The 18,368-nt window shown below is 68.6% G+C and carries 16 protein-coding genes; 10 read left to right on the plus strand and 6 right to left on the minus strand.

What is annotated here, in order from left to right; genetic code table 11:
• Positions 1-119: 119 nt before the first annotated feature.
• A complete protein-coding gene (locus AB0L64_RS19635) occupies positions 120-590 on the minus strand; it encodes a VOC family protein (RefSeq protein WP_363711867.1) in 471 nt (156 codons plus the stop codon).
• 201 nt (positions 591-791) lie between these two features.
• Here AB0L64_RS19635 and AB0L64_RS19640 point away from each other — a divergent pair, with 201 nt between their 5' ends.
• Both AB0L64_RS19640 and AB0L64_RS19645 read left to right on the plus strand, forming a co-directional pair.
• Positions 792-2,018: an MFS transporter gene (locus tag AB0L64_RS19640; RefSeq protein ID WP_363711869.1), complete on the plus strand. Its 1,227-nt coding sequence runs from the start codon at positions 792-794 to the stop codon at positions 2,016-2,018.
• Positions 2,015-2,479: a helix-turn-helix domain-containing protein gene (locus AB0L64_RS19645; protein WP_363711871.1), complete on the plus strand. Its 465-nt coding sequence runs from the start codon at positions 2,015-2,017 to the stop codon at positions 2,477-2,479. Before AB0L64_RS19640 ends, AB0L64_RS19645 begins: the two co-directional genes overlap by 4 nt.
• Positions 2,480-2,507: 28 nt before the next feature.
• Here AB0L64_RS19645 and AB0L64_RS19650 read toward each other — a convergent pair whose 3' ends face one another.
• The gene (locus tag AB0L64_RS19650; RefSeq protein WP_363711873.1) at positions 2,508-3,326 is read right to left on the minus strand and encodes a serine hydrolase; all 819 of its coding nucleotides are present in this window, start codon (positions 3,324-3,326) and stop codon (positions 2,508-2,510) included.
• A 109-nt stretch (positions 3,327-3,435) separates the two neighbouring features.
• Complete coding sequence (locus AB0L64_RS19655) at positions 3,436-3,759, minus strand: hypothetical protein (protein ID WP_363711875.1); 324 nt, start codon at positions 3,757-3,759, stop codon at positions 3,436-3,438.
• Between the two features lie 810 nt (positions 3,760-4,569).
• Between AB0L64_RS19655 and AB0L64_RS19660 the strand changes: the two genes are divergently transcribed.
• The 7 genes from AB0L64_RS19660 (at position 4,570) to AB0L64_RS19690 (ending at position 11,573) form a co-directional block, all read left to right on the plus strand.
• The gene (locus AB0L64_RS19660; RefSeq protein ID WP_363711878.1) at positions 4,570-5,949 is read left to right on the plus strand and encodes a glutamate decarboxylase; all 1,380 of its coding nucleotides are present in this window, start codon (positions 4,570-4,572) and stop codon (positions 5,947-5,949) included.
• Positions 5,950-5,977: 28 nt separating this feature from the next.
• Complete coding sequence (locus AB0L64_RS19665; RefSeq protein WP_363711880.1) at positions 5,978-6,805, plus strand: hypothetical protein; 828 nt, start codon at positions 5,978-5,980, stop codon at positions 6,803-6,805.
• A gap of 121 nt (positions 6,806-6,926) precedes the next feature.
• Positions 6,927-7,367 (plus strand): SRPBCC family protein, encoded by a 441-nt coding sequence (locus tag AB0L64_RS19670; RefSeq protein ID WP_363711882.1) that lies wholly within the window; start codon positions 6,927-6,929, stop codon positions 7,365-7,367.
• Between the two features lie 135 nt (positions 7,368-7,502).
• Positions 7,503-8,387, plus strand: coding sequence for an ATP-binding cassette domain-containing protein (locus AB0L64_RS19675; RefSeq protein WP_363711884.1), 885 nt, complete (start codon positions 7,503-7,505; stop codon positions 8,385-8,387).
• Positions 8,384-9,679 (plus strand): ABC transporter permease, encoded by a 1,296-nt coding sequence (locus tag AB0L64_RS19680; protein WP_363711886.1) that lies wholly within the window; start codon positions 8,384-8,386, stop codon positions 9,677-9,679. The genes AB0L64_RS19675 and AB0L64_RS19680 overlap by 4 nt, the downstream gene beginning before the upstream one ends.
• Before the next feature lie 42 nt (positions 9,680-9,721).
• On the plus strand, positions 9,722-10,753 hold the full coding sequence (locus tag AB0L64_RS19685; RefSeq protein WP_363711888.1) for an alpha/beta fold hydrolase: 1,032 nt from the start codon (positions 9,722-9,724) through the stop codon (positions 10,751-10,753).
• 49 nt (positions 10,754-10,802) lie between these two features.
• Positions 10,803-11,573 carry an isoprenylcysteine carboxylmethyltransferase family protein gene (locus AB0L64_RS19690; protein ID WP_363711890.1) on the plus strand — a complete coding sequence of 257 codons (771 nt, stop codon included), beginning with the start codon at positions 10,803-10,805 and terminating at the stop codon, positions 11,571-11,573.
• Here AB0L64_RS19690 and AB0L64_RS19695 read toward each other — a convergent pair.
• On the minus strand, positions 11,570-12,250 hold the full coding sequence (locus AB0L64_RS19695) for a response regulator transcription factor (protein WP_363711892.1): 681 nt from the start codon (positions 12,248-12,250) through the stop codon (positions 11,570-11,572). The genes AB0L64_RS19690 and AB0L64_RS19695 overlap by 4 nt on opposite strands.
• Positions 12,247-13,473, minus strand: a complete 1,227-nt coding sequence (locus AB0L64_RS19700) for a sensor histidine kinase (protein ID WP_363711894.1) — start codon at positions 13,471-13,473, stop codon at positions 12,247-12,249. The genes AB0L64_RS19695 and AB0L64_RS19700 overlap by 4 nt, the downstream gene beginning before the upstream one ends.
• Before the next feature lie 188 nt (positions 13,474-13,661).
• Between AB0L64_RS19700 and AB0L64_RS19705 the strand changes: the two genes are divergently transcribed.
• Complete coding sequence (locus AB0L64_RS19705) at positions 13,662-15,848, plus strand: MMPL family transporter (RefSeq protein WP_363711896.1); 2,187 nt, start codon at positions 13,662-13,664, stop codon at positions 15,846-15,848.
• A gap of 191 nt (positions 15,849-16,039) precedes the next feature.
• On the opposite strand, the gene AB0L64_RS19710 is transcribed toward AB0L64_RS19705, so the two are convergent.
• Complete coding sequence (locus tag AB0L64_RS19710) at positions 16,040-18,307, minus strand: N,N-dimethylformamidase beta subunit family domain-containing protein (protein ID WP_363711898.1); 2,268 nt, start codon at positions 18,305-18,307, stop codon at positions 16,040-16,042.
• Positions 18,308-18,368: the final 61 nt, after the last annotated feature.

Consider the following 18,368-nt stretch of genomic DNA (forward strand, 5'->3'; position numbering starts at 1 on the left):
CTCCACGAGTACGCCACCACCACCACCGCGGGCGTCACGGTGGTCGAAGGCGGCCGCGATCAGGCCGCGGGAATCGAGTTCGCCGAGATGATCACCTCTGGTGAGCCTGCCTCGGTGTCTCAGTCCCGTCCCGGGATGCGTTGGGTGACTTCCTGGAGGACCCAGCGGTTGCCGTCGGGGTCGTCGAAGATGGCCTGGCTGACGTAGGAACGGCGCTCCGGGTCGCGGCCGGGCTGGGGTGGTTGTCCGGGGGCGGCATGCCAGATGTCGCCGACGTCGATGCCGCGGGCGATCAGCTCGGCGTGGGCTGCCTCGATGTCGTCGACGATCAGCAGGAGGCGCTGCAGCGGTCCGGCGGTGGCCGGAGCGAACTGGATCGATGCCGGCGAGCCCGGCGGCGTGAACTGGACACCGCGTACCTGTTCGCTGAACTGCGCGTCGATGTCGAGACGCCAGCCGAGGCGCTGGTAGAACGCCTTCGCGCGGTCGAAGTCGGTGACCGGGATCGGCGTCGCCTCGAACCGCAACGGGACCTTCGCAAGATCCTGTCCCTCGGGTGGCGACGGGATGGTGAACTCGGCGTTGCTCATGGTGCGCTCCTTCGACGTGTCAGCTGAAGACTGTCCTTTCACAGTCGCGCGACGGTTGGCCGGTCACACCAGTGAGTTCCACGGGCGACCACCCTGGTGTCAGTGCCGTGTGACCGAGGTCACATTCGATGCTGGATTGCTGAGAGCAATTCAGATGTTCTGAGTTTCATCGCGCAACTCAGCCTTGGAAGGACTCCCGGCATGACCACCCTCGATCTTCCTGTTGCGGCCGGCTCACGGTCGCGTCGCGTGCTCGGCCGGCGCGGCAGTTTCTGGACCGCCGCAGCGGTCGCAGGGATCAGCCTCTGGACGAGCGCCGCTCCCACCACGTCGTACCCGCTCTACGCCAAGACCTGGCACCTCACCCCGACGGCGACGACGGCGATCTTCGCGGTCTACCCGGTCGTGCTGGTCGCGTTCCTGTTGCTCTTCGGGCAGCTGTCGGACTTCATCGGCCGCCGAGCCACGATGCTGTACGGCGTCGGCGCCATGCTCGTCGGTGTGCTGCTCTTCGCGCTCGCGCCGTCCGTGGCCTGGGTGTACGCCGGCCGAGCGTTCATGGGCGCCGGCGTCGGTCTCGCGTTGACCCCGGCGACCGCAGCGGCCGTGGAGTTCAGCGCTCGCGGCAAGACGGACCGGGCCGCTCCGATCACGACGGCCGCGACCGCGGCCGGGCTGGCGCTGGCGACGATCGTCGGCGGCGGACTCATCGAGTACGCGCCCGCTCCGTTGCACCTGGACTTCTGGGTCCTGCTCGCCGTCGTCGCGGGCGTGTTCGCCGCGGTCTGGGCGATGCCGCGCCACACCAAGGACGAGGCTCAGGGCCGTTGGCGGCCACGCCGCGTGACTGTCGCGAAGGGCATCCGACTCCTGTACCTGGCCGCGGCTCTCGCCGTCACGGCGGCCTACGCGTTCGGCTCGGTCTTCCTGGCCCTCGGCGCCCAGATCGTCCGTGACCTGGTCGGCACCGGCAACATCTTCGTCATCGGCCTGCTGCTCGCGATCTTCTCGGTCGCCACCGGGACGACAGCGATCATCGGCCGCCGCTTCCCCGCGCGTCGTCTGGTCCCACTGGGTGCCGTACTCACGATCGTCGACCTCGGCCTCCTCGAGGTGGCCGCGACCGCGCACTCGCTCCCGTTCTTCGTCGCCACGACCGCGGCCGGCGGTACGGCGTACGGGCTCCTGTTCTCCGGCGGTCTGGGCCTCATCGGCACCCACGCGCCGGCGCACCACCGTGGCGCGACGGTCTCGGCCGTCTACCTCGTCGCCTACATCCTGCAGGGCGCGGCAGCCCTCGCTCTTGGGGTGGTCGCAACCGCTGCCGGCCTGAGCACTGCGTTGCTCCTCGGAGTGACCGTTATCGGTACGCTGGCCCTCCTGGTCCTGGCGGCTACCTTCGCACTCACCCGCAAGGAGGTTGCATGACAACCCAGCCGAGCTGCTCGATCGCCCGGACTCTGGAATACCTGCGCGACCGCTGGACCTTCCTGATCCTCCGCGAGGCCCACCTCGGCACCACGCGGTTCGCAGACTTCCGCGACTACCTGGGTATCGCCCCGAACATCCTCACGAACCACCTGAACGACCTGGTGGATTCGGGCCTGCTGGAGAAGCGCGAGTACCGCGAGCAGGGGGAGCGAACCCGTTCGTCGTACCACCTGACACCCGCGGGCGAAGACCTCAAGCTCGTCCTCGCCGCCCTCCAGCAATGGGGCGACGTCCACGTGCCGCGCGAACAAGGCCCGACCGTCCTCCGGCACGCGAAGGACTCCGGCGAACTGGTCAACGTCACCTTCACCACCGAGAGTGGTACGCCGGTGGCGACCGAGGACGTGAGCTTCGACCCGGCCCCCGGCCTGCAGTCCAACCGCGCCGGTTGGCGCTGACCTCAACCGACGAGGCGGGCGGCCGGAGTTACCGTACTGCGGTCAGGTCGTGCCGGTGGTTCCAGGCCTCCAGCGCGATCGCGGCGATCAACTGCTGCGCCGCCGACTCGGAGAGGTCGGACGTCGTACAGACCACCAGGACGAAGGGCTCCGCGTCAGCGGGCCGGACGATCCCGCCGTCGTGCAGGTTTCGACCGGCCCAGCCGTTCTTGTGCTCGACACGGGTTCCGGTCGGCAGCAGCGCCGGGATCTCACCGTTCCACTGGTTCGCGGCCAGCAGGTCGCGCAGGTAGCCGTCGTTCTGCTTGCCGACAGCAATGAGCGCGCCGGCGAGTCCAGCTGCGCTGATCAGGTTGGTGATCCCCGCCTCCCGCGCGGTCGCGTCCTCGATACCGCGTTCGATCTTCGAGGCGGGATCGGGTGAGCTGGGAAGCGTGGACCCGATCAGAGCCGAGTGAGCCGCGTCGATGCCGACCAGCTCGAGAACCAGGTTCGTCGCCAAGTTGCTCGAGCGGGTGATCATCTCGGTCGTCAGCCAGGCGAGTGACGCCTCGCGTCCCAGTCTTTCCCAGGTCGAGGGTGCGTCGTCGTCATCGCGGCTCACGCCGAAGCGGCCGCCGGCCACGGACGCGAAATCGTTGTGTACGGCGACTGACTGGTCCAGGGCCAGCTCGCCGGCGTCCACCTTCCGCAACATCGCCATGGCGACCGGCAGTTTCATCGTGCTCGCGGCATAGTGAGGCGCCTCCGCCTCGTGCTCGAAGACCACGGTGCCGTCCAATCGCCCGAGCCACACCCCGACCTGCCCGCTCCCGTCGACCCGGCCGAGCGTCTCCGCGATTCCCATGGGCCCACCCAATCACAATCCGTGAACGTCGACCATGCAAGCTGACCCGGGCGCTTCTCGCCGTACTGCCCCCGAGACTGCCTCCGAGGCCGGAGCCACGGCGGAGAACTCAGATGTCGATCGGGCGGAGGACCAGCCAGATGCCGTGCGCGATCTGACGGTTGCCCTTGTTGATGTCGAACGCCCGCGGGTTGATCAGCGGGTTCGCGTCGTTGCGATCCGCGTCGATCAGCCGGATCAGGCGGCAACGCCGGTTGAGCACGTCCACCTTGATGGTTCCGCCTGGCAGGGCTGTGGTCAGCCTGGCGCCGTCGGAGCGAAGCGCGGTCTTGCTGTCGATCGTCACACCGGGGATCCCGGCGAGGCTCTTGGTGCCCAGCGGGGCAGTGGCGCCGGCGGGTGACGCGGTGGCGAGGACGCTGGTTGCGAGCATTCCGATCGTGACCGCTGCCGCGGCCAGGTGCCGGGTCAGCCGTCGTGAGGACTTGGCATCGGACGACCTTTCCTGAGGTTCCGTCGCACTAAAGTTATGCACAATTTATGCACAGCAGGGCCTACGGCTCGCAGGACGACTCACCGTACCGACAGGTCGGATGGACCCCCGAAACAGCGGCGCGGTGGGCGCCGGAGTGGCTGGAGGTTCATGCCGCGCGCAGTCGGGCGTTGTTGCTCGATTTCGTCTCGCAGCGAGCGGCGGACCACCTCACAGCGCCGGGAGCGACCGTGTCTCAGGCGGCAGCGGCCGCACTGGAACTGCTGACGCTGGGCTTCGGCCATTCAGCGCGAACTGTCCGATCGGCGGACCGGCGATCCCGGCGTTCAGGTCGAGATGACTCGCCGGGCTCGCTCCAGGGCCAAACGCCCGGGGACCTTCGGGAGATCGGCGACGGTCGTCCTCGGCGATCCCTGCCCAGCTGCCTGCCTACCCCGCGCGGCCCTTCACGTCCTGGCCGACCGAGTCGCACGAAACCCCGCCGTCGGCCGTCCTGCCGCCTCCGGCAACTCGTGATCCTCAGTCATCTCTTGGAGCGTACGGGCCGCGACCATCCACGTCCTGCGCGCACCAAGAGTCTGCGAGACCGCCGGTAGCAGGTGGAAGGCGTTCCGCTGTCGTGAACCGGAAAGCGGGTTTCCGTCTCCGGCAGCGCCTCGGCGTGTAGTCACCCCGACGGGGTGATGTTCGGTCGGAGCTGAGGTGCTGATGATGGCGCGTCAGCAGGTGGGGCGCGGCAAAGGAGACGTCGTGGGTGAAACGGAGCGGTCGTACGAGAAGAGCGCCGAGTTGTTCGGCAGCAGTTTTGTCGTCCGGGAGGTGCCGACGCGTGAGTTTCCTACGTCGGGCCTGACTGCTGTCGACGCGATGCGGCTGGTGGCCGAGGACCTGGCGCTCGAGGGGTTGCCGTCGCGGAACCTCGCCACCTTCGTGACGACCTGGATGGAGCCGGAGGCGCAGAAGCTGATCGCATTCAACCTGCACCGGAACTTCATCGATCACGCTGAGTACCCGCGGACGGCCGAGCTCGAGCAGCGCTGCATCCGGATGCTGGCCGATCTCTTCCACGCCCCCGGCGAGACGACGGGCGCTCGGACGCAGGGCTCGTCCGAGGCGATCATGCTCGGCGCGCTGTCGCTGAAGTGGAACTGGCGCCAGCGGCGCCGTGACGCGGGACTGCCGACCGACAACCCGAATCTCGTGTTCGGCGGCGACGTCCACGTGGTCTGGGAGAAGTTCTGCCGGTACTTCGACGTCGAACCGCGGATCGTCCCGCTCCAGCCTGGCAAGTACACGATCGGCCCCGAGGACGTCGAGCCGCACATCGACGAGAACACGATCGGAGTCGCGGCCGTCCTCGGTACGACGTTCACCGGCCACAAGGACGACATCGGCGGCATCAACGACCTGCTCGTCCGGATCAAGAAGGAGCGGCACCTCGACGTACCACTGCACGTGGACGGCGCCAGCGGTGCGTTCGTCTGGCCGTTCCTGTATCCGCACTCCGAGTGGGACTTCCGGCTCGAGCAGGTGCGGTCGATCAACACGTCCGGCCACAAGTTCGGTCTGGTGTACCCGGGCATCGGCTGGCTGATCTTCCGGACCAGGGACGACCTCAACCCCGACCTGGTGTTCAAGGAGAACTACCTCGGCAAGACCGACTCGACGTTCACGCTGAATTTCTCGACCGGGTCGGCGATGGTGGTCGCGCAGTACTACAACTTCGTCCGCTACGGCCGCCCCGGCTACACCTACATCATGGAGAACATGCAGCGGAACGCCGAGGTGCTCGCCGACAAACTCGAGAAGATGGGCGACTTCCGCGTGATCGGGCGTGAGTACGAGCGGCTTCCGCTGGTCGCGTTCAAGCTGACCGAGGGGCATGCGTACGACGAGTTCGACGTCGCCTGGCAGTTGTCCGCCGAGCGCGGCTGGATGGTCCCGGCGTACACGATGCCGCCGGACGCGCAGGACGTGACGATCATGCGGGCTCTGGTCAAGCAGACACTGAGCCGCGAGCAGGTCGACACCCTGGCGCGGGACATCGAGGAGGCGTGCCGGACGCTCGAGAAGAAGGGCGGGGCGCACGAGTCGGAGCGCAAGAAGATGGTGGTCGGCTCCGGCCACTGACCAGGCAGATCGTGTCGAGGTCGCGACCGTGACCAGGCTGCCGGTCGACGTGCCGCCGGACGCGACAGATCTGGTGGTCGAAGGCCCGCGCCCGTTCGTCACCCGCGTGCAGTACCGGCGTGCCGACGGCCGCGTGGTGCGGTGGGAGGCACGAGCACGCCGGAAGGCAGCCGGTGCGCGTGGATTCGGTACGACGTGGTGGGCGGGACTGTTGTTCGCCATCGGGTCGGCGTGTTTCGTCGTGGGGCCGATCCCGGAGTACGCGCAGGCCGTGGGTGGACACGGCGACGCGCTCACGTACTTCGTCGGCTCGCTGTTCTTCACGTCCGGCGCATACCTGTCCTACCTGCAGGTGGTACGGCAGGCCGGCCATCGCTGGTTCGCGTGGGCGCCGCGCAGCCCGGGGTTCTGGGCGTGTGCGATCCAGTTGGTCGGCACGCTCTACTTCAACGTGACCACGTTCGCCGGGCTGTTGGACGTACCGTCCGATCTGGAGAACCGGATCGTCTGGCGGCCGGACGCGATCGGCTCGGTGTGCTTCCTGGTGTCGTCGGCGATCGCGTTCGCGGAGGCGGGGCACCGCTGGTGGTCGTGGCGGCCCGGCCAACGCGACTGGCACATCACTGCCCTCAACCTGTGGGGCTCGGTGTTCTTCGGCCTGTCCGCGATCGGCGCCCATGTCACCTCCGCCGGCGAGTTCTCCAACGTCCAACTCGCCAACGGCGGCACCTTCCTCGGCGCCGTCTGCTTCCTCATCGCCTCCCTGCTGATGATGCCCGAGGGCCGCACCGCGGCGGCGTCGTCCGGTCCAGGCGATGCTGTTCGTGATCCCGAGCCCAAAGACTCAGGCGCATGACGCCTTCCCGCGATGCCGCTGCCACTGTCCGCGATCAGCACGAGGATGCAGGCCGTGGTTGTCCGGTGCCGCGCTCGAGTCGTACGGGTCCTCGGCTGGAGGACCGGAGGGGAGGACCGCCATGGCGCGCCTGGGCGGAGAGGTCATGATCGACGCTCCGGTCGAGGAGGTCTTCGACCTGGTGGCCGACGAGAGCAACGAGCCGCGCTACAACCCGCGGATCATTCGAGCTGACAAGGTGAGTGACGGACCGGTCGGCACAGGTACACGCTTCGTCGCCGAGCCCAAGGGGATGGGCAACCGCGGCCGGATGACGGTCGAGATCCTGGAGTACGACAGGCCGCGTCGGCTCCACAACGTCGTGCGCTCGTCGTACCTGCAGGTCGACGGCACGCTGACCTTCGAGCAGGTCGAGGGCCGGACGCGCCTGCGGTGGGACTGGAACATGCGTTTGCTCGGGCCGATGTGGGTCCTGTCGCCGGTCCTGAGCCTGGTCGGCCCGAACTGGGAGCGCCGGAACTGGGAGGGGCTGAAGCACTACATGGAGTCCGGCCGCCGCTGAGCTCCGTTGCCGGCACCGCCCTGGATCCGGTTCACCTCCAGCCGTTCGGATGACGGTCATGTGCCCCGCTCTGGAGGTGCCTTTGTGCCCTGACCGTGAGGGCCGTGGTGGGGACGCTGGAGGGGGAGGTGAATCGTGCTTGCTTTCGATTCGGCGGTGAAACGGTTCGGCTCCGTCGCTGCGCTGGACGGATGCACGTTCGAGGCCCGACCGGGCCGGATCACCGGATTTCTCGGGCCCAACGGGGCAGGCAAGACCACAGCGATGCGCGCGGTGTTCGAGCTCGTCCGGCTGGACGCCGGCAGCGTGTTGTGGCGGGGTGCGCCGATCACCGGTGCGGACCGGGCACGGTTCGGCTACATGCCTGAGGAGCGTGGGCTGTACCCGCGGATGCGGATCCGGGACCAGTTGCTGTACCTCGGCGAATTGTGCGGCCGGACGACCAGGGACGCCGGGAGAATCGCGGAGCACTGGCTCGGGCGGCTCGGGCTCGCGGACCGGGCCGCGGACCGACTGGACACGCTGTCGCACGGCAACCAGCAGCGGGTACAGCTGATCGCCGCGCTGGTCAACGAGCCCGAACTGCTCGTGCTCGACGAGCCGTTCGCCGGGCTGGATCCCATAGCCATGGGCGCCATGGCGGATCTCCTGGCCGAACTTGCCGCAGCCGGCGCGACGGTGCTGTTCTCCAGCCACCAGCTCGACCTCGTCGAGGAGCTGTGTGAGGACGTGGTCATCATCGACAAGGGGTGCGTCGTGCTCGCCGGCGATCTGACCGACCTGCGGGAGGCAGTCCCGCAACGCTTTGTGGACATCCGCTATCGCGGGCTCCCTCCGGACTGGTCGAGGCTGTCGGCGGTCCAGGTCGTCGAGACCAAGGACGGCTATGCGCGGCTTCGAGTCGACCGCGACACCGACCTGTCGGCGGTCGTCGGCGCCGCCGCGTCCAGTGGGGTCGTGTCCTTCGCCTATCAGCCCCCGACGTTGTCGGAGCTGTTCCGGCGGGCGGTGGCGGCGTGACCGGCCTGCGGCAGGCATGGCTGGTCGCTCGCCGGGAGATCCGCGAGCGCAGCAGGTCACGGAGCTTCCGGGCAGGCCTGATTGTGATGCTGTTCGTCGTCATCGCGTTGATCGTGGTGCCGGCGAAGTTGGACATCGGTGGCGGACCCAAGGACGTCGGCGTGACGAGTGCCGTCCCCAGCGCGTTGTCATCGGCCATCCTCGCCCAGGGCGGCGCCGGCGGCGCGACCGTGCGCCTGCACAGGTACGGCGATGTGTCCACCGCGGAGGAAGCCGTCCGCGCGCACGACGTCGACGTGCTCGTGGTCGACGCAGGCCGGGTGGAGTGGCCCGGCAGGGTGGACGAGCAACTGCAGGCTGTCGTCACCGGAGCCATTCGGCTGGTCGCTGTTCAGGAACGGGCCGCGGCCGCCGGCATCGGGCCCGATGACCTGCGTGCCCTGATGGCGCCCGTTCCGGTCGAGAGCGTCGAGCTCGGCTCGGCCGCCGGACGCAGCCCGGACGACGAATTGGCCGCTATCGTGATCACGACCCTGTTGCTGATGGCAATCGTCATCTACGGGAACCTCGTCCTCACCGGCGTGGTGGAGGAGAAGTCCAGCCGAGTTGTCGAGGTGCTGCTCGCGCGCATGCCCGCTCGGGTGCTGTTGGCCGGGAAGATCGCCGGCATCGGACTACTGGGGTTCGCCCAGTTCGTCGTGACCGCGGTGGCGGCGCTGCTCGCCGCTCTGGTGATCGACTCAGCCGACATACCTGCTGTCCGTGCCGGCGTACTCGCCTGGGCGGTCGTCTGGTTCGTGCTCGGCTATGCCCTCTACGCCATGGCGTACGGCGCGCTCGGCTCACTCGCATCTCGGACGGAGGACGCGCAGAGCGTCGCCGGGCCTGTCGGCTACGTGCTGATCGCGTGCTACTGGGGCGCATTCCTCACGGTCAGCGCGAACCCCGACGGGGTCTGGGCACGGACACTCTCGCAGTTCCCGGCGACCGCGCCGTTCGCCATGCCCGGCCGGATCGCGCTCGGCTCGGTCGCCTGGTGGGAGCCGCTGCTCGCCGTGACCTTCACGCTCGCTGCCATCGCCGGACTCGTCGCGATCGCCGGGCGCGTGTACACCAACGCGATACTTCACAGCGGCGCGACGCTTCACCTGCGCGACGCCTGGCACAGCGAGGTCCGCCCGTCGCGCGGCATCGGGCAGAACGACCGCCGTGACTCCAGCGGAGCGGCCACCTCCGACCGCGATCGCCGTACCACCGCACGATCCGCCACCGGTCGATTCGGACGTAAGTGACCGCCAGAGCCCTGGATGGTCCAGATGCTGTTCACTGGTGTCGTGGGTGCGCAGGATCAGCGCCTTGGGACGGCGCCTTTGGCCGACGGCGCGCGGGTGGCCTATGCCCTGACAGGCAGCGGACCGTACCTGCTGGTGGTGCCGGGATGGCTCAGTCATCTCGAGCTCGGCTGGGCCATCCCGGCCGAGCGCATGTTCCACGAGTCGCTGTCGTCCGGTCGAACCTTGGTGCGCTACGACCGCCCTGGTTGTGGCCTCTCGGCGGCGTACGTCGGTCCTCGCACGATGGCGCTGGAGCTTGCCACGATTGATGCGGTCACCGAAGCGCTCGGCATCACCCGCTGTGACGTCCTGGGGTGGTCGCTCGGGGCGGCGGTGGCTGCGCAGTGGGCCGCCGATCAGCCGGAGCGGGTGTCGCGTCTGGTGCTGTACGGCGGATGGGCGACCGGTGATGCCATCGGCGACGAGGACAGCAGGCGGCACGTGCTCGGACTGCTCGCATCGCACTGGGGTTTGGGATCGGACCTGCTCACCGACCTCTTCGCACCCGAGGCTGATGCCGGCACGCGGCTCGCGCTCGCCCGCTACCAGCGTGCCGCCTCCTCGCCCGACACAGCGGTCGCGTTGTTGCGTCTCGCATACGCCCTGGACGTGCGTCCGAGCCTCGCGCGGGTCCGGGCGCCGACGCTGGTGCTGCACCGACGCGGAGACCGCGCCGCTCCCCTCGAACAGAGCAGGGCTCTCGCCGACGCCATCCCAGGCGCCCGGTTCGTGGCGCTCGCGGGTCGCTCGCACCTTCCTGCCATCGGAGATGTGGAGTCGATGGTCGGACAGGTACGACGGTTCCTCGGACTGCCCCGGCTGCGAAGGACGGTTCCCACGGGCCTGACCGCCCGCCAGACAGAAGTCGCGGCGCTCGTGGCGGACGGCCTCACGAACCGGCAGTTGGCCGACCGCTTGGGCATCACCGAACGATCCGCCGAGTCGCACCTCGAGCGCATCCGGCTGCGGCTCGGATTCAGGTCCCGCTCCCAGATCGCAGCCTGGTACGTCGCGCGAGACCCGCACAAGTGAGGTAGTTCCACGGCTGCGCAGGAGGCTACCCGGCCCGGAGCATGGAGACATGTCCCGACGCCGTGCCCAACTCCTCGTCTCGGCCGCCGCCTGGTTGGGGTTCGTCGTCATCACTGTGTGGACGATGGCCTTCCTCGCCGGAGTCGTCGTCCCCAGAACCGTCGACGGCCCGCACCGGACGACCATCGTTCATGCGATCGCTGTCGACCTCGCGCTGGTGTTGTTCTTCGCCCTCCAGCACTCGGTGATGGCGCGTCGGCAGGTGAAGTCCTGGCTGAGACGGTGGATCCCGGCGGCGCTCGAACGCACCACCTACGTGCTCGCGACAGACATCTGTCTCGCTCTCCTGCTGGTGCTCTGGCAACCCTGGGGCGGGCGGATCTGGCAGGCCGAGGGTTCGATATCGGTCATCGCCTGGTCGCTCTTCGCCGTGGGCTGGGCGCTGGCGGTCTGCTCGACGTTCGCGGTCGACCACCTCGAACTCGTCGGGCTGCGACAAGCCGGATGGGCGGCCGCTCGAGATCCGGGTCAGACGGCTGACCTGTACGTCGGCGGTCTCTTCGCCGTCGTCCGGCATCCGTTGATGACGGGCTTGGTCCTGGCGTTCTGGGCAACACCACGGATGGGCGCATCCCATCTTGTCTTCGCCCTCGCCGCGACCGGATACATCGCCGTCGGGATCAGGTTCGAGGAGCGCGACCTCCGCACCACGTTCGGAGCGGCGTACGACGACTACGCTGCCCGCGTGCCGGCCCTCGTGCCCAGACTTCCGATCCGGCGAGGCTCGACGCACAGCCCAGCCCGAACGCGCCGTACCTAGGGCGTGACGAGACCGGTTTGGAAGGCGATCACCACGAGCTGTGCTCGATCCCGGGCTCCGAGTTTGCCCATGGCGTGGCTGACGTGGGTGCGGGCGGTGGCGGGGCTGAGGAACAGCTTCGCGCCGATCTCGTCGTTGTTCAGCCCTTGTCCGACGAGCGCGAGGATCTCCCGTTCGCGGCCGGTCAGCACTGCCAGGCGCTCCTCGGCTGTCCCGTTGGCGGCCCGGCGTGTGGCGAACTGTGCGATGAGCCGCCGCGTGACCCGGGGTGCGAGCAGCGCTGCGCCGGCGGCCACGACGCGGATGCCGTGAAGTAGTTCGGCCGGTCCGGCGTCCTTGAGCAGGAAACCGCTGGCGCCGGCTTGGAGGCCCTCGAAGACGTAGGAGTCGGTGTCGTAGGTTGTCAGGATGAGGACCCGCACGTCCTGCAGCCCCGGGGTGGACGCGATCGCCCGGGTCGCCTCGATGCCGTCCATCGTCGGCATCCGGATGTCCATGAGCACGACGTCCGGGCGTTGGACGCGGGTCTGCTCGACCGCGTCGGCTCCATTGATGGCTTCGCCCACCACGGTGATGTCGTCCTCGGCGTCCAGCAGCAGCCTGAATCCGGACCGGACGAGACCCTCGTCGTCGACGAGCAGGACCCGGATCGGCTCGACGGCCGGCGAGGCGTTCATGCGTGCACGGGCGCGGTCGGCGAGAGCGGGAGTCTCGCGGCTACCTCGAAGCCTGCCGCAGCGGTCGGCCGGGCGTCGAACGAACCACCGAGCAGCTGGCACCGCTCCCGCATCCCGAGATGGCCACGACCGCGTCCGTCGGTGCCATCTGGTGGCGTGGGTGCCGTGCCGTCCGCGCGTCCGTCGTCGGTGACACGCACGTCGATCGCGTCACCGTCCGACCTCACGGAGATGACGACCTGAGTCGGGCCTACGTGGCGGATGACGTTGGTGAGTGACTCCTGCACGATTCGGTAGACCGCGCTGTCGACCGCGCTCGGCACGGGCGGCGTGGGCGGCGTGGGCATGGCTGCCTCGATCTTGACGTCGAGCCCCGCGTCCCGGGCCTGTGAGATGAGATCGTCGAGCTGGCCGATGCCCGGGTGCGGCGCTCGGCCGTCCTGGTCGTCGCGGAGTACGCCGAGGATGGTCCGCATCTCCTGCAGCGCCTGGGAACTCGTCCGCTCGATCGCCTCCAGCGTCTCGCGCGCCCGCTCCGGCCGCTTGTCCAGGACGTACGCGGTGACACCGGCCTGCACATTGATGACGGCGATCGCGTGCGCGACGGTGTCGTGCACCTCGCGAGCGATCCGCAGCCGTTCCGCGTCGACCCGGGTACGCGCCTCCTCCTCGCGGGTCCGTTCGGCCAGTTCGGCCCGCGCGACCGCCTCGGCCGCGATGACGCGTCGTGACCGCACCGATTCGCCCAGGGCGGCGCTCATGACCGCGGCGCCGATCCGGAAGTACACCCACCCGATCGCGGCCCGCGGCTCGATGTCCGCCGCCGCCACCAGCCAGACGGCACTCAGTACGGCGATCCCGGCACCCGCGATCAGGAGCGATCGCCGGCCGTCGCCGAGGGCCGTGAGCGTGTACAGAGCCACGAACAGCCCGAGCCAAGCCGGGCCGTCGGGAAAGTCGAGCGCGTAGTAGATCACGCTGCACAGGCCGGCGGCGACGAAGACCGGCACCGGCCAGCGCTGCCGGAAGGCGACGACCGCGCCGCTGGCGACCAGTAGCACGTAGCCCAGGTGACCGAGATCGGTGAGCGGACGCAGCACCGCCGTGGGGTCGGCCGCGTTCCGCACGATGGTGCCTTGGACCTGCATCACGGTGACGAACAGCGCCAGCAGTATGTCGCCTGCCCACGACGGCAGGCGGAACGACCGGGCGCTGACTGACATGCCGAGATCATAGGCCGCGGTGCGAGCTCGGCGCCTACGATCAGGAGCGCGTGCGAGGTACTGCGAGAGGCGTAGCCGGCTCCGGGAACACGGGTCGAATCGCGTACCCGCTGACAACTGCTGCCCGACGACCTGCGGGTGTCCGGGCGGCCACCATCGGTGGAGTCAAACCACCGATGGAGGTTCCCGTGCCCGACCTGTCCCCGCCCGAGACCCGCAGGCCCGACAGCAGCAGAATGGAGCGTCTGGCCGGCTTCGCGCAGCGGCGCCGCTGGACCGCCCTGGTCGCCTGGGTCATGCTTCTGGTCGCCGTCACAATTACGGCCCGGGCCGTCGGCGACGGCTATGGGAACGGCAGTGACGTCTCTCTGTCGGGCACCCAGTCACAGCAACTGGCCGACCTGCTCGAGCAGCGATCCCCCGAGCAGACCGGCGACAGCGTGACCGTGGTGATGCACGACGAGCGAGGCTGGGCCACCAGTGGGGATCTCGAGGCCTTGACGCGTGACTTGAAGGCGATCGATCAGGTCGAGGCGGTCACCCCGCCGGATCCCCGGCAGGGCACGGTCTCCGCAGACGGCACCCTCGCGCTCGTCGAGGTTTCGCTGGCCGGAGAGCAGGGCGCCGCGCCGGCAGCGACGTACGAGCAACTCATCGCGACGGCCCGGGCGCATACATCCGGCGATCTGCAGGTCGAAGTGGCCGGCAAGGGCATCCGGAAGGTCGAGCGCGGCGGAGGTGGAGGAGCTGAAGGCGCCGGACTGCTTGCCGCGCTGGTGGTCCTGATCTTCATGTTCGGTTCCCTGCTGGCAGCGAGCCTGCCGCTGATCACCGCGCTCTTCGCCGTGGGTACCACGATGGGGCTGGTCGCCTTGCTGTCGCACGCGATCGACATCCCGGACTACACCACCTCCCTACTCGTGCTGGTGGGGCTCGGCGTCGGCATCGACTACGCCCTGCTGGTCTTCAGCCGCTATCGCAGCGAACTGCTCCACGGTGCCGGGCGAGTACAGGCAACGAGTCGTGCGCTCGACACCGCCGGGCGCTCGGTGCTGTTCGCCGGCGCCAGCGTGATCCTTGCCCTGCTGGGGATGTTCACGCTCGGGATCCCAGCCTTCGAAGGCATGGTCGCCGCGGTCGCGCTCACGGTACTCGTCACGATGGTCGCCTCGCTGACCCTGCTTCCGGCTCTGCTCTCCCTGTTCGGCAAGAGGATCGAGAAGCGAGTACAGAAGCAGGCGGCGAAGAGTCCGCGATCTCCCGGCGAGCGCTGGCGACGGTGGGCCCGGTTCGTGCAGCGCAGGCCGTGGCCGGCCTTGATCGTCTCGGTGATCGCGCTCGGTGCGCTGGCCGCGCCGGCCCTGGACATGCATCTGGGGTTCAACGACGCGGGGAACGACGCCGAAGGGACGACGTCGCGGGCCGCTTACGACCTGATCAGCAACAAGCTGGGCGCGGGCGCCAACGGTCCGTTGGTCATCGTCACTGAAGGTTCCCCTGCGCAGGCGGACGACTCCTACCGCCACCTCGTGAGCCACCCGGGCATCGTGGCCGACCGGGTCAGCCCGCCGATCCGGCTGGACGACGACGTCTTCCTGATCCGGGCTCAGCCGACGACCGGACCGCAGGACGAGGCCACCGCGGACCTGGTCATCGGCCTGCGCGAGGACCTCGGCGACTCTTCTCTCGTGGGCGGGATCACGGCGGCCCAGGTCGACTACTCCAACGCGATCTCGGACCGGTTCCCGCTCTTCGTGCTCGTGGTGGTCGGACTGTCCGGACTGTTGCTCATGAGCGTGTTCCGTTCGGTCCTGATCGCGGTCAAGGCCGCGCTGCTGAACGTACTGTCGATCGGCGCCGCGCTCGGCGCGATGAAGCTGGTGTACCAGGACGGTGTCCTGTGGGGCGTTCCCGGCCCGATCGAGGCGTTCATGCCGGTGTTCATCTTCGCCATCGTCTTCGGCCTGTCGATGGACTACGAGGTGTTCCTGCTGTCCCGAATGCGGGAGGAGTGGCTGCGGACCGGCGACGCGCAGCTCGCGATCCGGGAGGGTCTCGCGCACACCGGCGGAGTGATCACCGCCGCTGCGGCGATCATGTTCGTGGTCTTCGGGTCCTTCGCGCTGTTCCCGGACCGGATGCTCCAGCAGACCGGGTTCGCGATGGCTGTCGCGGTGCTGCTCGACGCCGTGGTGATCCGGTGCCTGGTGGTCCCGGCGGTGATGCGGCTGCTCGGGGCGCGAGCGTGGTGGCTGCCGCGCCGGCTGGACCGCTGGACGCCCCGCGTCCACGTGGAGGGACGCCCGGAGCGGCCGTCGCCGTCCGGACCGATCCGCCCAGAACCAGTACCTGCCACGACACCGGACCGCACCTGACCCGGCTTCCCCAGCAACCCACCCCAGGATCACGCGGCACCTCACCACGTCCAGGGATTTGACCGTGGCAAAACGCGTCCGGCCAGAACGATGTCTGGCCGGACGACATGTCTTGCCGGTACTGAATCGAATCGGAGGACTGACAGTTGCTCTGCCTACCTAGCCGTCATGGGGGCGCGCTTCAGGCCGCCTCACGGCTGGGTGTTGGTTTGCAGCGGGTGCTTAGGTACAGCGACGCGCAGCTTGGCGGCGGTGGTGTCGGCAGGGACGGTGATGGTGCCTTGGGAGACCCACTGTGCGATGTTGCCGACGATGGTTGCGACGGCCTTCTGTGAGGCGGCATCCGGGGACGGGACTGTCCAGTTGGACGGGCAGCGACCGACGAGGAAGCAACCGTAGGCGAAGGTGGATCCGTTGAGGACCCGTGCGCCCGAGGGGGCCGTGTACGTGGTGATGTGCATCGGGGCGGCGCGGCCGTTCGAGCGGCAGGTACCGGTGCCGCTGGCTACCGTCGTCTGGCCGGGATTCTTGTAGAGATCAGGCCACACGTAGTCGACCTCGCCCGCGATGAAGCCGGGGAGCTGCGTACCGCTAGCGACGCCATCGAAGATCCAGCCCGTGCCGGTAGTCAGCGTGTTGCCCAGAACCGGGCAGATGTAGTCCGCGCCGAGCAGCGGCTGGGACGCGTACGCGTCACCCTGGTAGCGCCACGTCGTCGAGTTGTACCCGTCGGTGTACCGGTCGATGTCCCATGCCCGTCGGGTGTCGTCGGTGAACGTGATGAGGCGGTAGGCAGTGTTCGCGCCGAGGTTGGCCACGTTGACGCCGCGGGCGATCGCCTGGCTGAGTGCGGCCCGCATCCGCAACGAGTAGTACTCGTCGTGCCCGGGCAAGAAAAGCGTCTTGGCGCGAGCCGGGAGCTGGCCGCCGTACTGGTCGAGGTCGTTGTTGGTCCAGTACGTGACGTCCAGGCCCTTCGACTCGGCCCAGAACACCAGCCCCTGCTCGAGGCTGAGGTACTGCCCGGAGCCCTGCCCCTCGCTGTACGGCCTGTCGAACGTCAGCCGGCCGGATCCGCCGTCGACTCCGCCGGTGTAGAAGCCCGATCCGCCGTAACTGTTGTAGGCCTGCCAAGTCGCGGTGGCCTGCTGGATCAGCAGGTCGTGCTTCGTAGCAGTGTCGTCGCGGACCGTCAGCGGCGCGTAGGTTGCGGCCGAACCGTCGCTGATCTTTATCAGGTAGGTGCCCGGCGTCCAGTCCTTGTCGACAGGGATGCTGAGCGTCTTGGTCCAGTGCTCGGCCGACGTCATCCGCAGTTCCTTGCCGTCGCCGGAGATACCGCCGGTGACCGCCTTGTCCTGGACAACGGTCGGTACGTCGTCCTTCCGCCAGACTTCGCGCGCGCCGAGGCCCGCGTAGTACCCCATCCGGTAGGCAACGACGCTGACCAGGTTCCCGGAGGTGACCTTCAGGTCCACGGTGTCACCACACGCGGCGGACACCTGGGTCAGGTAGGCCGCCATCGATCCGTTCATGCTGGTCGGGATGACCCAGTCGCCGGTGCCGGGCTTGGCGTTCTCGGTGGTGGTCGACGGCCAGTTGGTGGGGCACCCGGCGGGCGGTGAGGCGAAGCCGGCTGCCTCGACGACGGGCATCTCGGCGGGCGGGGCGATGAACGGCACGCTGGCGCTGCCGCTGGTCAGGACGGTGCCGGTGGCTGTGGTCGCGGACACGGACAGCGTCATCGTTCCGCCGTACCGGGAGAGCTGGACTCCGTTCACCGGGATTCCGAGGCGTGCACCGGGGGCGACGTTGATCGGTGACTTGGGCTTCCAGGTCGCGTAGCCGCTGTCGACGGTGAGCGTGCCGTTGATGGTGGTGTACGTGCCGGTGGCTCCGGTCGGCAGCTGCATGCGGACGGCATCGAGGGTGCCGGCCTTGGTAACGGTGGCCTGGTACGTGAGATTCGTTGTCTGGGCCGGGATCGGGTTGGACGCGACAACGGCGACCTGTGCGGTGTAGGTCTTGATGGGTTGGAGTACGCCGGCGCCGGAGGTGATGACCTGGCCCGCCGTACCGATCGACTTGAATCCCAGGGTCCACGGTCCACCGGCCGGCAGCTTGAGGCCGTACAGCGGAATCGCCAGCCTGGCGCCGACCGCAACGGTGATGTTTCGCGTCGGGCGCCAGCGGAGAACGGTGCTCGTTACCGAGCTCACGGTGCCGTTCGCCGAGGTAACGCGTCCGGTGGTTCCAGCGGGGATCGCCATCGTGATCTCGCGGATCGTGCCCGCCTTGAGGACAGTTGCCCGGTACGTCAGCGTCGTCGTGCCGGTGGTCGCCTGCGTTGCAGTGATGCTGATGTTTGCGGCGTCGGCGTTGGCGGCACGGACAATGAACAGAACCGCCGCACTGGCAAGCGTCAGCGCGGCAAGCGAAGCAAGCAGCTTGCGAAACAAGGTTCCCCCCAGGGACCGGTCGAAGGCGTCGGAGCGAGGTTACGGATCCTGGCCCGGTTTC

The organism is Kribbella sp. NPDC051936, from assembly GCF_040680955.1.
GTDB lineage: Bacteria > Actinomycetota > Actinomycetes > Propionibacteriales > Kribbellaceae > Kribbella.

Bases quoted from the DNA above. Each gene is read 5' to 3' on its own strand.
- AB0L64_RS19700 (WP_363711894.1), bottom strand. From the start codon at position 13,473: ATGTCAGTCAGCGCCCGGTCGTTCCGCCTGCCGTCGTGGGCAGGCGAC.
- AB0L64_RS19650 (WP_363711873.1), bottom strand. From the start codon at position 3,326: ATGGGAATCGCGGAGACGCTCGGCCGGGTCGACGGGAGCGGGCAGGTC.
- AB0L64_RS19645 (WP_363711871.1), top strand. From the start codon at position 2,015: ATGACAACCCAGCCGAGCTGCTCGATCGCCCGGACTCTGGAATACCTG.
- AB0L64_RS19695 (WP_363711892.1), bottom strand. From the start codon at position 12,250: ATGAACGCCTCGCCGGCCGTCGAGCCGATCCGGGTCCTGCTCGTCGAC.
- AB0L64_RS19655 (WP_363711875.1), bottom strand. From the start codon at position 3,759: ATGCTCGCAACCAGCGTCCTCGCCACCGCGTCACCCGCCGGCGCCACT.
- AB0L64_RS19640 (WP_363711869.1), top strand. From the start codon at position 792: ATGACCACCCTCGATCTTCCTGTTGCGGCCGGCTCACGGTCGCGTCGC.
- AB0L64_RS19635 (WP_363711867.1), bottom strand. From the start codon at position 590: ATGAGCAACGCCGAGTTCACCATCCCGTCGCCACCCGAGGGACAGGAT.
- AB0L64_RS19690 (WP_363711890.1), top strand. From the start codon at position 10,803: ATGTCCCGACGCCGTGCCCAACTCCTCGTCTCGGCCGCCGCCTGGTTG.
- AB0L64_RS19670 (WP_363711882.1), top strand. From the start codon at position 6,927: ATGGCGCGCCTGGGCGGAGAGGTCATGATCGACGCTCCGGTCGAGGAG.